Here is a 13507-nt window from a genome sequence, read left to right on the forward strand (position 1 = left end):
CCAACCCTTTTTCGAACTCTAATGATCCGGCCCCACAACAGGGAAGTCCTATGTCGGCGGTACGCATCGGCCCATATACATTGCAGAACGGCTTGATCCTCGCCCCGATGGCGGGGGTTACCGACCAGCCCTTTCGTCAGCTGTGCAAGCGTTTGGGCGCGGGTCTAGTAGTCTCGGAAATGGTCACCAGCGACATGAGCTTGTGGAACACCCGCAAATCGCGGATGCGCATGATCCACGAAGGTGATCCCGAGCCCCGCTCGGTACAGATCGCCGGTGGCGATGTACAGATGCTGGCGGATGCGGCCCGGGCCAACGTGGAGTTGGGGGCGCAGATCATCGACATCAACATGGGCTGCCCGGCCAAGAAGGTCTGCAACAAGGCCGCCGGTTCCGCGCTGTTGAAAGATGAGCAATTGGTTGCCGAGATCCTGCAGGCCGTTGTCGCCGCAGTGGATGTGCCGGTCACCTTGAAGATTCGTACCGGCTGGGACCGGGACAACAAGAACGGCCTGACTGTGGCGAAGATCGCAGAACAGGCAGGCATTACAGCGCTGGCGGTGCATGGCCGCACCCGCGCCGACCTTTACACCGGTGAAGCCGAGTACGACACCATCGCTGCAATCAAGCAGGCGGTGTCGATGCCGGTGTTTGCCAATGGCGACATTGACTCCGCCGAGAAAGCCCGGCGCGTGCTGCACGCGACCGGTGCCGATGGCTTGTTGATTGGCCGGGCTGCCCAGGGGCGGCCGTGGATTTTTCGTGAGATCGAGCATTTTCTGCGTACTGGCGAAGTGTTGCCGGCACCGGAGTTGATCGAGGTGGAACGTATTCTGCTAGAGCATCTAGCCGCCCTGCACGCCTTCTATGGGGACGTGATGGGAGTACGCATTGCTCGCAAGCATGTCGGCTGGTATCTCGCAACCCTGCCGGGCGCCAGGGAGTTTCGCGCCCACTTCAATCGTTTGGATGATACGGAAGCACAGTGCGCCAACGTTCGTGAGTTCTTCAGCGAGCGTTACAAGAGCCTGGGGACAGGGGACGGAGAGGGGGTGGCCGCATGACGATGATGACCGAGACTTTAGTGAGTGGAACAACACCCGTGAGCGACAACGTCAATTTGAAACAGCACCTCAACACGCCGAGCGAAGAAGGCCAGACCCTTCGCGGGAGTGTCGAGAAGGCGCTGCACAATTATTTCGCCCACCTTGAGGGCGCTTCCGTCACGGACGTGTACAACCTGGTGCTCTCCGAAGTCGAGGCGCCCTTGCTCGAAAGCGTGATGAACTACGTCAAGGGCAACCAGACCAAAGCCAGTGAGCTGCTGGGCCTCAACCGTGGCACCTTGCGCAAAAAGCTCAAGCAATACGATTTGCTGTAAGCATTCAATCAAACCAGAAAGGCGCCCGCGTAAAAACGGTCGCCTTTTTTGCTGACTTCCTTTGCTTTTGATGGAAATTGAAATGACCGACCAGACTACCCGCCTGCCGATCCGCCGCGCCTTGATCAGTGTCTCCGACAAGACCGGGATCCTCGAATTTGCCCGGGAGCTGGAAGCCCTGGGCGTGGAAATCCTCTCCACGGGCGGGACCTTCAAACTGCTGCAGGACAACGGCGTGGCCGCAGTGGAAGTGGCGGACTACACCGGTTTCGCAGAAATGATGGACGGTCGGGTCAAGACCCTGCACCCGAAAATCCACGGTGGCATCCTCGGCCGTCGCGGCACCGACGACGCGATCATGGCCGAACACGGCATCAAACCGATCGACCTGGTAGCCGTTAACCTCTACCCGTTCGAAGCCACCATCAACAAGCCAGGCTGCGACTTGCCGACCGCCATCGAAAACATCGATATCGGCGGCCCGACCATGGTGCGCTCGGCGGCCAAGAACCACAAAGACGTGGCCATCGTGGTCAACGCCAGCGACTACGCCAACGTGCTGGAAAGCCTGAAAGCCGGCGGCCTGACCTACGCCCAGCGCTTCGACCTGATGCTCAAGGCGTTCGAACACACCGCCGCCTACGACGGCATGATCGCCAACTACATGGGCACTGTTAACCAGGCGGCTGAAACACTGTCCACCGAAGGCCGCAGCCAATTCCCGCGCACCTTCAACAGCCAGTTCATCAAGGCCCAGGAAATGCGCTACGGCGAGAACCCGCACCAGAGCGCGGCGTTCTACGTGGAAGCCAAGCCAGCTGAAGTGGGCATCGCCACCGCGACCCAACTGCAAGGCAAAGAGCTGTCCTACAACAACGTGGCCGACACCGACGCCGCGCTGGAATGTGTGAAGAGCTTCGTCAAGCCGGCCTGCGTGATCGTCAAGCACGCCAACCCGTGCGGCGTGGCGGTCTGCCCGGACGCTGAAGGCGGTATCCGCCAGGCCTACGAACTGGCCTACGCCACCGACACCGAATCCGCGTTTGGCGGCATCATCGCCTTCAACCGTGAGCTGGACGCCGAGACCGCCAAGGCGATCGTCGAGCGTCAGTTCGTTGAAGTGATCATCGCCCCAAGCGTCAGCGAAGAAGCCCGCGCTATCGTAGCGGCCAAAGCCAACGTGCGCCTGCTGGCCTGCGGCGAGTGGTCGGCTGACCGCGCCGCTGCCTGGGACTACAAGCGCGTCAACGGCGGCTTGCTGGTACAGAGCCGCGACATCGGCATGATCGGCAGCCAGGACCTGAAAGTCGTGACTAAACGCGCGCCGACCGAGCAAGAGATCAACGACCTGATCTTCGCCTGGAAAGTGGCCAAGTACGTTAAATCCAACGCTATCGTCTACGCCAAGAACCGCCAGACCATTGGTGTCGGCGCCGGCCAGATGAGCCGCGTGAACTCGGCGCGTATCGCCGCGATCAAGGCTGAACACGCTGGCTTGCAAGTCGTGGGTTCGGTGATGGCTTCCGATGCGTTCTTCCCGTTCCGTGACGGCCTGGACAACGCCGCGAAAGCTGGCGTGACCGCCGTGATCCAACCGGGTGGCTCGATGCGCGATGCAGAAGTCATCGCTGCCGCTGATGAAGCCGGCATCGCCATGGTCTTCACCGGCATGCGCCACTTCCGCCACTGATCCAACACAGCCGGTGGCCCTGGCTCCTGTAGGAGCTGGCTTGCCTGCGATGGCATCACCTTGGTGTACTTGATACACCGAGGCGCCAGCATCGCAGGCAAGCCAGCTCCCACAGAAATGCGGCCCACGGTGTACCCCAGAATTTGCGTCATCCGAGGTTTTTGAAATGAATGTTTTGATCATTGGCAGCGGTGGCCGTGAACACGCCCTGGCCTGGAAAGTTGCCCAGGACCCGCGCGTCCAGAAAGTATTCGTAGCACCCGGCAATGCCGGTACCGCCATTGAAGCCAAGTGCGAGAACGTCGCAATCGACGTGCTGGCCCTTGAGCAGCTGGCCGACTTTGCTGAAAAAAATGTGTCCCTGACCATTGTCGGTCCGGAAGTGCCATTGGTTGCCGGCGTCGTGGACCTGTTCCGCAGCCGTGGTCTGGACTGCTTCGGCCCGACCGCTGGCGCTGCCCAGCTGGAAGGTTCCAAGGCGTTCACCAAGGACTTCCTGGCGCGCCACAAAATCCCGACCGCCGACTACCAGAACTTCACCGAGATCGAGCCGGCCCTGGCTTACCTGCGTGAAAAAGGTGCGCCGATCGTGATCAAGGCTGATGGCCTGGCCGCCGGCAAAGGCGTGATCGTTGCCATGACCCTGCAGGAAGCCGAAGACGCCGTGCGCGACATGCTCGCCGGCAACGCTTTTGGTGACGCCGGTTCACGCGTGGTGATCGAGGAATTCCTCGACGGCGAAGAAGCCAGCTTCATCGTGATGGTCGACGGCAAGAACGTCCTGCCGATGGCCACCAGCCAGGACCACAAACGCGTCGGCGACGGCGACACCGGCCCGAACACCGGCGGCATGGGTGCCTACTCCCCTGCCCCGGTGGTCACCGCCGACGTGCACCAGCGCGTCATGGACCTGGTGATCTGGCCGACCGTGCGTGGCATGGCCGACGAAGGCAATGTGTACACCGGTTTCCTGTATGCCGGCCTGATGATCGACAAAGCCGGTAACCCGAAAGTCATCGAGTTCAACTGCCGCTTCGGTGACCCGGAAACCCAACCAGTGATGCTGCGCCTGCAATCGAGCCTGGTGCTGCTGGTGGAAGCCGCCCTGGCCCAAGCGCTGGACAAGGTTGAAGCCCAGTGGGATCCACGTCCGAGCGTTGGCATTGTGCTGGCGGCCGGAGGCTACCCTGCCGATTACGCCAAGGGCGACGTGATTGAAGGTCTCGACGCCGCTGCTACGCTGGAAGGCAAAGTGTTCCATGCGGGTACCGCGCTCAAGGACGGCCAGGTTGTGACAGCCGGTGGCCGTGTGCTGTGCGCCACCGCCATGGGCGCCAGTGTCGACGCCGCGCAGCAACAGGCTTACAAGCTCGCTGCAAAGATCGACTGGAAAGGCTGCTTCTATCGCAAGGACATCGGCTATCGCGCCATTGCGCGGGAGCGTGGCGAGAAACAGTAAGTCGCTATCCGTTCGGCTAGGCAGGGGCCTCTGGCCCTTGCCGTATGCAGCCCTACCCGCGCATAGTTAACCGTGCATCAACCTACGAAGGGATTTCGCCGTGCGCTGGCTCAGGATCGCCATAGGTTTTACTGTCAGTCTGCTGACACTGCTCTGCTTGTTCCCGGCCCAGGCCGCCGCGCAAGGCAGTGGCTGGGCAGTATTGCTTGATGAACAGGCCGACCTGCAACTGAGCGACATCCGTTCCTCGCGCTACACCAATCAATTCAGCCCCATCGAACTGGACCGCATTACCGCCGCGGAACCGGACGGTGCGTTGTGGGTGCGTTTCAAACTGCAACCCGGCAAGCACGAACAAGTGCTGCGGGTCTTTGCTCCGGATTTGTCCCACCTGAGCCTCTATGTACTGGACGGCGACACCCTGGTGGAGCAGCAGAGCACCGGCACACGCCAGCCCCAGGCCGAGCGCCCATTACCCAGCAGCGACTTCATGCTGCCGATGCCCCAGAGCCAGAAACCTTTAGAGGTCTACCTGCGCCTGGTCTCGGAACATGAGCTGCGCCCCTATATCACCCTGGAACCGGCCGTGCTTGCCGCCGCCGACCAGACCCAGACGCTGATCTACGGCCTGCTGTTCGGCTGTCTGCTGATGCTGATCCTGCACAACATCACCCGTTTCGCCTACCACCGCTCGCGCAGCAGCCTGTGGCTGGCGGCCTGCGAAATCCTGCTGATGCTCAGCCTCGCACTGCTGCTCAATCTGATCGGCCCCTGGCTGCCGAACTGGCACGCAATCCAGACCCCAGGCGCCTACCTGGCCCTGCTGCTGACGGCGCCGTGCGGATTGATGTTTGCCTACCGTTTCTTCATGCCCCTGGGCCCACACCCGCTGAACAAGCTGTTGATGGCCGACATCCTGTTCATCGTGCTGTGCGGCTTGCTGCTGTTGTTCGTCAACACCCTGCCGCTGAACATCATCACCTATGCCCTGGTGGCCCTGGCTGGCTTGAGCATGTTGTTTGTCTCGGCCTATCACTGGCAGAAAGGCTACCGCCCTGCACGCCTGTTCGTGGCGGCGATGGTGGTGTTCAACATCGGCACGCTGATCATTTTGCCGGCGCTACTGGGCCTGACGATGGTTTCGCCCCAGGGCCTGATCGTTACGTTGCTGGCGTTTATCTGCCTTAGCGGCCTGTTGATGAGCCTGGCACTGGGCGAACGCCAGCGCGCGATTGTCGAAGCGCGCTTCAGCCTCAGTCGCGACCTGGCGGCAAGCAACGCAGAGATTGCCGCCAAGGCCGAGTTTCTGGCCAAGATCAGCCACGAAATCCGCACGCCCATGAACGGCGTGCTGGGCATGACCGAATTGCTGCTGGGCACACCGCTGTCGGTGAAACAGCGCGACTACGTGCAGACCATCCACAGTGCTGGCAATGAACTGCTCACGCTGATCAACGAAATCCTCGACATCTCCAAGCTGGAATCCGGCCAGATCGAACTGGATGACGTGCAGTTCGACCTCAACGCGCTGATCGAAGATTGCCTGAGTATTTTCCGCGCCAAGGCCGAGCAACAGAACGTCGAACTGATCAGCTTTATCCAGCCCCAAGTGCCCCGCGTGATCAGCGGCGACCCGACGCGCCTGCGCCAGGCCATGTTGAGCCTGCTGGAAAACGCCCTGCAAAAGACCGACGAAGGCGAAGTGCTGATCGTCGTCGCACTGGACGACCGCAGCACCAAGCCGCGCCTGCGCATCGCCGTGCAAGACAGCGGCTTGCCGATGGAAGCCGCCGAGCGTGACGCCCTGCTGCACAGCGAACTGCACAGCAAGAATTTCTTCTCCGCCACCCGCCTGAACGGTCACCTGGGCCTGGTCATCGCTCGCCAACTGATCCTGCTGATGAACGGCGAGTTCGGCATCAAGAGCGGCAGCCACCAGGGCAGCACCTTGTGGCTGACCCTGCCGCTGGACCCGGAACGCCTGGAACACCCGACTTCCGACCTCGACGGCCCACTCAAGGGCGCACGGGTGCTGGTGGTGGACGACAACGACACCTGCCGCAAAGTGCTGGTGCAACAATGCTCGGCCTGGGGCCTCAACGTCAGCGCCGTGCCTTCGGGCAAGGAAGCCCTGGCGTTGCTGCGCACCAAGGCGCACCTGCGCGATTACTTCGACGTGGTGCTGCTGGACCAGAACATGCCCGGCATGACCGGCATGCAACTGGCGGCGAAAATCAAGGAAGACCCGAGCCTGAACCACGACATCCTGCTGATCATGCTTACCGGCATCAGCAACGCGCCGAGCAAGATCATCGCGCGCAATTGCGGGATCAAGCGCATCCTCGCCAAACCCGTGGCCGGCTACACGCTCAAGACCACCCTGGCCGACGAACTGACCCAGCGCAGCAAGGGCAACGTCCCACCCCGCCCGGTCCTCAATGCCCCGGCGGCCATCACCGTGCCGACGGATTTCCGTATCCTCGTAGCAGAAGACAACAGCATCTCCACCAAGGTGATCCGTGGCATGCTCGGCAAGCTCAATCTCAACCCGGACACTGCCAGCAATGGCGAGGAAGCGCTGGAAGCGATGAAAGCCCAGCGCTATGACCTGGTGTTGATGGACTGTGAAATGCCGATCCTCGACGGCTTTTCGGCGACCCAGCAGCTGCGCGCGTGGGAAGTCAGCCACCAGCGTATTCGCACACCGGTGGTGGCGCTGACGGCGCACATTCTGTCGGAACATAAAGAGCGTGCACGCCAGGCCGGAATGGACGGGCACATGGCCAAGCCGGTGGAGTTGTCGCAGTTGCGTGAACTGGTGGAGTTCTGGGTGGCGCAGCGCCAACAACGGCCCGAGCACGCCTCCTCCTGACCTGAAATACGATCGCCTGTAGGAGCTGGCTTGCCGGCGATGGTGGTGTATCAGTCACACACCCATTGCCTGACACCCCATTATCGCCGGCAAGCCAGCTCCTACAAAGTGGGTGTGCCTGATAGACTCCCTCGGTCCTCACTGCCTCGAGCCGCCCCCCATGCTCCACGTGTTATTCAGCGTCTACCTGAAAATGCTGGTGCTCTACAGCCCATTCTTCGTGCTGTCCTGCTTTATCAGCCTCACCCGTGGCTACTCCAGCAAAGAGCGGCGGCGCCTGGCGTGGAAGGTGGCGTTGGCGACCCTGGTATCGAGCGTGTTGCTCTACTTGTTCGGCCGCGTGATCTTCAGTGTATTCGGCATCACCGTCGACGCCTTCCGCATCGGTGCCGGCAGTGTGCTGTTTATCTCCGCCCTGGGCATGGCCCAAGGCAAGTCGGCGGTGCAGACCGATAACGTGCAGCAGGACGTGACCATCGTGCCGCTGACCATCCCCCTCACCGTCGGCCCCGGCACCATCGGTGCGCTGCTGGTGATGGGCGTGAGCCAGCCCCACTGGGATGACAAGCTCACCGCCATCCTCAGCATCGCCCTGGCCAGCCTCACGGTGGGTGTGGTGCTGTACCTGTCCAACCGCATCGAACGGATCCTCGGTGACCAGGGCTTACAGATTGTCAGTCGGTTGATGGGGTTGTTCGTGTGTGCCCTGGCCGCGCAAATCATCTTCACCGGTGTGCGCGGTTACCTGGTGCCTTAGATCCGGTATTTGGCGATAGCCGACTGCACCTTGTCACCCGCACTCTCGCGCATCAGTTGGATCGTCTTTTCGTTGACCACCGAGGTATTCAGCACCAGGCACGTCTGCCCGCTGAAGGCCTCGAACGAGGAGCTGTCCCATTCCAGGAAAGGCAGACCTACCTGTTTAGTGACCCCGTGGGTGCTGTAGGTCACCAGCACCATCATCAATTCGCCATCGGTTTCGGCACAGGATGCCAGACCGAAATCGCCGCCCTGGTGCACGGAGCTGTTGCGTTTGAACAGCTCGAAAGACGCAGGCGTCTGTTTCAATGCCTCTAATGCATCGGCTGCCAGTTTTGGCAATGCCGTCAGCAGCGGCCCGGACAACGTGCTCGTCGCCAGTAAGGCGGCGATAAGGTTCAACGCCGCCAACTGCACGGTCAGGCCCTTGCCCGCATGAGAAATCCGCTCGAAGCGGCTGCGCACCGGCAACCACCCCAGGCTGACCATCACCCTGATGAATTCGTCGTACCAATCCTCGGTACCGCGGTGCACTTTCAATACATCGCTGACGTAGCTGCTGGCCAGCAGATAACTTTTACGCACGTATTCCCGATTCAGACTCGACAGGCCTTGAGCAAACGAGATCACGCTGTTGTTGACCACGGCCGCGTTGAAGTCATCCTCGGTGTCCAGCGGCAAACCCGCAGGCTTGCCTGACGCCCCTGGCAACGTGTAGGCCGCAATCAACTTGCGCCTTTTTGTATTGTTGATCCTTCCGTGATGTCGCTCCATTTTGATTCTCCACAAGCACCCCAACGTGGGGCTTGTGTCCACCCTAGTTCACGGGGTGACGGGCTTTCCAGACGATAACAATCCCTTGGATCGACGCGTCAAACCGTAGCGCCCAGCAATTACGTGGCGTGACGGGCGAACGTCCGGATTTCGTCGCAAAAAAAAGAAAAAGCCCCGGACAACGCCAGGAAAATCCCTGGGTCATTCGGAGCTTTCAGGCGGCCGGCAAACCGTTTTCAGGCGCTGGGCTTTTCGCCATACCAACGCGGTGTGTATACCCATGTACCGCCACCGGCACGGGCGAATGTGCAGGTGGTAGACGAGCCGATCAGCACCATGGTGCGCATGTCTACCTGTTCCGGCGTCAGTTGCCCAAGCGTGGTGACACGCAAGGTCTGGCCCGGTCGACCGATATCGCGGCCCAGCACCACTGGCGTTTCGGGCGAACGGTGCAGCGCGACGATTTCCAGGGCTCGACCCAACTGCCACGGCCGCGCGCGCGAGATCGGGTTGTAGAACGCCAACGCCAGATCAGCCTGGGACGCGAGGTCCAGGCGCTTCTCGATGATCGACCAGGGCTTGAGATTGTCCGACAGCGACATCACGCAGAAGTCATGCCCCAATGGTGCGCCCGCCTGGGCGGCGGTGGCGAGCGATGCCGAGACGCCCGGCAGTATTTCCAGGTCGACCTGATGCCAGGCCGGGTTACTGGATTCGTGCAGGGCTTCGATCACCGCAGCGGCCATGGCGAACACGCCCGGGTCGCCGGACGATACAACAACAACCGAGCGACCCTGGGCCGCCAGCTCGAAGGCATGGCGGGCACGCTGCATTTCTTCGCGGTTATCGGTGCAATGCTGCACTTGATCGTCACGGAATGGGCCGGCCATGCGCACATAGGTTTCATAGCCGAGCACGTCAGTGCAACGCGCCAGTTCGGCTTTCACCGCAGGCACCATCAACTCGGCAGCGCCGGGGCCCAGGCCGATCACAGCGAGGCGACCCCGCACGTGGCCGACTTGCGATACGTCCAGGGGCTGCTCGGCAACGTTGATGACGATATCCGCGTCCTGGGTGACGCTGACAAAACGCAGCGGTACGCCCAATTCCAGCGCCGCTTCATGCAACGACGCTTCGGCCATCTGCGTATCACTGGCCAGCAGGCACGCCAGGGATTGCACGGCAATGCCCGCCGCATGCAACGCCGTGCGCACACGCTCAGCCAACTGCGGACCGGGCTTGCAGGTCACGCTCACGGTTTTCGGATAGATCAGCAATTCATTCGCAGCCGGTATGCGCTCGGCACTGCCCACATGAATTGCCAAGCGCGCGTGCTGGTCCTGAGGCAAGTTGGCCTGTTCCAGCCACGGCGCAACGCCTTCGATGCGCACGCTTTCGCCGGCCAGCAGATCCGAGACAAACCGCTTGCCCAGCTCCAGGTCGGCCAGCTCATAACCCGCCGGCGGGTTGAGCAGGCACGTGCCGAAACGCAACTCGCCACTGGTGGTGATCGCAGCGGCCACGTCCAGCGCGGCGGCAATCTCCCGCGCCATCACATTCACACCGCCAAGGCCACCGAGCAGCGGCACCACGGCGCTGCCGTCTTCGGCAACAGCCAGCACGGCGGGCTCTTCGCCTTTTTCCAGCAGCAGCGGCGCCAGCGTGCGGATGACAATGCCGGCCGCGCACAGCGCAATCAACGGCATGCCTTGCTGGTAAAACTGACGCAGGGTCGCGCCAAACTCAGTGTAGGTCTGATCCGCGCCTTCGACCCGTCCGGCCAAGCCGTGAATCACCGCTGCGGGGTACAGCCGCTGGATCTTGCGGGCAGTGGCCAGGCTGCCCTGCCCCAGAATGACAATCGCCGGGCTCATCAACCTTGCCACCGTTCACCGGGCACGATGATCAGCGAGAAGTACGGCGACGACGCCGGATCTACCTGATCCAGCGGCACGATCTTTTGATTGGCCATGGTGGCGCGTTCCACATACAGCGCACGCTCGGCCAGGCCGAGTTCTCCCAGCACCTGGCGCACTTTCGGGAAATTGCGCCCCAGCTTCATGATCACCGCCGCGTCAGCATCCGCCAGGCGGCGCTTGAGGTCGTCATGCGGCAACACCCCCGAAAGCACTGACAGGCTCTGGTTGCGATACACCAGCGGCGCGCCCAGCACCGAGGCGCCGCCGAGCATCGAGCAAACGCCGGGGACGACGTGCGCTTCATAGCGCTCGGCAAGGCGGTCGTGCAGGTACATGTAGGAGCCGTAGAAGAAGGGGTCACCTTCGCAGATCACCGCCACATCGCGGCCCGCGTCCAGATGCGCCGCTACGTCAACGCTGGCGGCGTCGTAGAAATCGCTGATCACTTGCTCGTAGGACATCGGCGCCGGCAACACCTCGGTGGTCACCGGGTACACCAGCGGCATCAGGGTTTGCTGCGGCACCAGGTGGTCTTCGATGATGCCGAAGGCGTTGCCCTTTTTGCCCTTGGCCACGAAGTAAGCCACCACGGGCGATTCGCGCAGCAGGCGCAAGGCCTTGAGGGTGATCAGTTCCGGGTCACCGGGGCCTACGCCCAGGCCGATCAAACGTCCGCGTGCCTGCATTATTCGACCTCCGTGGCCAAGGCATTCACCGCAGCGGCGGCCATGGCGCTGCCGCCCAGGCGGCCCTGCATGATCACGAACGGCACGCCACGGCTGTCGGCAGCCAGCATCGCCTTGGACTCGGCAGCGCCGACAAACCCGACCGGGAAGCCGAGGATCAACGCCGGTTTCGGCGCGCCGGCATCGAGCATTTCCAGCAAGTAAAACAGTGCGGTCGGCGCGTTGCCGATCACTACCACACTGCCTTCCAGGTGCGGGCGCCACAATTCGAGGGCCGCGGCGGAGCGGGTGTTACCCAGCTCACGCGCCAGCTCCGGCACGCTGTCGTCGCGCAGGGTGCAAATCACTTCGTTATTGGCCGGCAGGCGTGCGCGAGTCACGCCTTCGGAGACCATCCGCGCATCGCACAGGATCGGCGCACCGGCGGCGAGCGCATCGCGCCCGGCCTTGCCCGCCCCTTCGGAGAACTGCAGGCAGTCGATGGCGTCGACCATGCCGCAGGCATGAATCACCCGCACCGCGAGTTTTTCCAAATCAGCCGGGATGCGGTCCAACTTGGCTTCCGCGCGAATAATGGCGAAGGAGTTGCGATAGATCTCCTGACCGTCGCGGATGTAATCAATCATCGGTGTTGCTCCGTGGGCGAGCGCGCAGCAGGGCGCCCGTCGCTTCAATAGAAAGGTTGCGTGCGTGCAGCCGGCCGAAACCGGGGTGGGCTGCCTCGCGGAAATAGAGGTCGTAGTGGCCGGCGCTCACCGCCAGCAAGGTCACCGGCGCGGTGTGTGCGGCGGCGCAGGAGCGTGGGCAGCCGGACAGGTGCACGTTGTGCCCGGTGTCCAGGGCAGCGAGTTGCATGGCGTCGGCCTTGGTGTCGGCCAGGGCCTTGCCGCAGCCGCTGGAGCCGGTACAGGCGGTCATGCGCGACAGGGGCTGGTCGATTGAACAAAGAAAACCGAGTTGCGCCAGGTGTTCGGTCACGGCGTGCGGTTTTTCGACGTTGGGCAGCAGCACACCCTGCCAGGGGGTGAAACGCAGCGTGCCATCGCCGTACTCACTGGCCAGTTGCGCGGCGCCCTTGAGCATCGTCGCATCCAGGCGGCCCAAGGGTGCGATGGCGGCGACGTAACATTGGTTCTTTTGCGCTTGTGGATAAGTGCCAAGGTGCAGCAAAGCGCCACTGGGCGGGCGTTTTAAGCCATCAACAGGCAGCAGCGGCAGGGTTAGACGACTCAGCAAGTTATCCACAGACAGATGCCGCATGCGGGTCTGTTCGGGAGTGGCAATATCGAGAAACGCCTCCAGCACGGCCACCACCAGCGCATGGCCCTGGTCCAATGGCACGGCGGCCAGCGGCGCATCCAGCCCCGGACAACCTGCCAGACCAAAGGCGAGAAGCGTCTCGCCCTCCCGTACGAACGCCGACAGCCACAGGTCATGGTGATGTTCGAGCATCGCCAGGGCCTCACCGCCATCCAATTGCACGGCGAACTTGGCCGACAGCTCATGGAAACGCGGGTGGCTTTGCAGGGTGTTCAGGATCTGTTCGGCCAGCGGGCGCGTATCGAAGAGCATCTGCGGATCGATCCCGGCGCTCGGGCTGAGCATCAGGTTGCGCACGTCGTCGCCGGCGGCATTGCTGGGGCCGAGGTCGGCTGCCAGCAGCATCGCAATCAGCGCGCTTTCTTCAGTGCCAATCCCACGAATCTGCAGATTGGCGCGGTTGGTCGCCTCGATCACGCCGCCCGCATAGGCCTGGGCGGCATCCGCCACCGCGTGGGCTTGGGCGGCAGTGATCGAACCACCGGCCAGTTTGATCCGACAAATGCCGCCGTCCAGCGCCTGGACAATACGCAGCAACCCCGGACAAGCCGAGGGGCGCAAGGTATTTACAGCGGGCGTTGGGTTCACGGGGCTACCGGTTGATGGGTAAAGGCGCGGTATTATGCCTGCTTTGTCCGGCGGCATGA

General features: G+C 62.3%; 11 protein-coding genes. 6 read left to right on the forward strand and 5 right to left on the reverse strand.

Translation table 11 applies throughout. The annotated features are described in order from the left end of the window. Positions 1-50 precede the first annotated feature (50 nt). The 6 genes from dusB (at position 51) to HX868_RS00420 (ending at position 8159) form a co-directional block, all read left to right on the forward strand. The gene (gene dusB / locus HX868_RS00395; protein ID WP_177001527.1) at positions 51-1064 is read left to right on the forward strand and encodes a tRNA dihydrouridine synthase DusB; all 1014 of its coding nucleotides are present in this window, start codon (positions 51-53) and stop codon (positions 1062-1064) included. Beyond that, positions 1061-1381 carry a DNA-binding transcriptional regulator Fis gene (fis, locus tag HX868_RS00400; RefSeq protein ID WP_002555375.1) on the forward strand — a complete coding sequence of 107 codons (321 nt, stop codon included), beginning with the start codon at positions 1061-1063 and terminating at the stop codon, positions 1379-1381. Before dusB ends, fis begins: the two co-directional genes overlap by 4 nt. Before the next feature lie 82 nt (positions 1382-1463). Beyond that, the gene (purH, locus tag HX868_RS00405) at positions 1464-3071 is read left to right on the forward strand and encodes a bifunctional phosphoribosylaminoimidazolecarboxamide formyltransferase/IMP cyclohydrolase (RefSeq protein ID WP_177001528.1); all 1608 of its coding nucleotides are present in this window, start codon (positions 1464-1466) and stop codon (positions 3069-3071) included. 166 nt (positions 3072-3237) lie between these two features. Then, a complete protein-coding gene (gene purD, locus HX868_RS00410) occupies positions 3238-4530 on the forward strand; it encodes a phosphoribosylamine--glycine ligase (protein ID WP_016976992.1) in 1293 nt (430 codons plus the stop codon). Positions 4531-4630: 100 nt separating this feature from the next. Then, a complete protein-coding gene (locus HX868_RS00415) occupies positions 4631-7402 on the forward strand; it encodes a response regulator (RefSeq protein WP_177001529.1) in 2772 nt (923 codons plus the stop codon). A gap of 160 nt (positions 7403-7562) precedes the next feature. Beyond that, on the forward strand, positions 7563-8159 hold the full coding sequence (locus tag HX868_RS00420; RefSeq protein WP_003171467.1) for a MarC family protein: 597 nt from the start codon (positions 7563-7565) through the stop codon (positions 8157-8159). On the opposite strand, the gene HX868_RS00425 is transcribed toward HX868_RS00420, so the two are convergent. From HX868_RS00425 to cobG, 5 genes are all read right to left on the reverse strand, one after another. Beyond that, positions 8156-8935: a hypothetical protein gene (locus HX868_RS00425; protein ID WP_177001530.1), complete on the reverse strand. Its 780-nt coding sequence runs from the start codon at positions 8933-8935 to the stop codon at positions 8156-8158. The two genes, HX868_RS00420 and HX868_RS00425, sit on opposite strands and share 4 nt — an antisense overlap. Before the next feature lie 236 nt (positions 8936-9171). Continuing rightward, on the reverse strand, positions 9172-10809 hold the full coding sequence (gene cobJ / locus HX868_RS00430) for a precorrin-3B C(17)-methyltransferase (RefSeq protein WP_177001531.1): 1638 nt from the start codon (positions 10807-10809) through the stop codon (positions 9172-9174). Further along, positions 10809-11540, reverse strand: a complete 732-nt coding sequence (locus HX868_RS00435) for a precorrin-2 C(20)-methyltransferase (protein ID WP_177001532.1) — start codon at positions 11538-11540, stop codon at positions 10809-10811. The genes cobJ and HX868_RS00435 overlap by 1 nt, the downstream gene beginning before the upstream one ends. Further along, positions 11540-12166: a precorrin-8X methylmutase gene (locus HX868_RS00440; RefSeq protein WP_177001533.1), complete on the reverse strand. Its 627-nt coding sequence runs from the start codon at positions 12164-12166 to the stop codon at positions 11540-11542. The genes HX868_RS00435 and HX868_RS00440 overlap by 1 nt, the downstream gene beginning before the upstream one ends. Beyond that, entirely contained in the window at positions 12159-13505 is a 1347-nt protein-coding gene (cobG, locus tag HX868_RS00445) for a precorrin-3B synthase (protein ID WP_177001534.1), read from the reverse strand. Before cobG ends, HX868_RS00440 begins: the two co-directional genes overlap by 8 nt. Between the last annotated feature and the right edge of the window lie 2 nt (positions 13506-13507).

The sequence above is a fragment of the Pseudomonas reactans genome (genome assembly GCF_013385825.1).
Taxonomy (GTDB): Bacteria; Pseudomonadota; Gammaproteobacteria; order Pseudomonadales; family Pseudomonadaceae; genus Aquipseudomonas; species Aquipseudomonas reactans.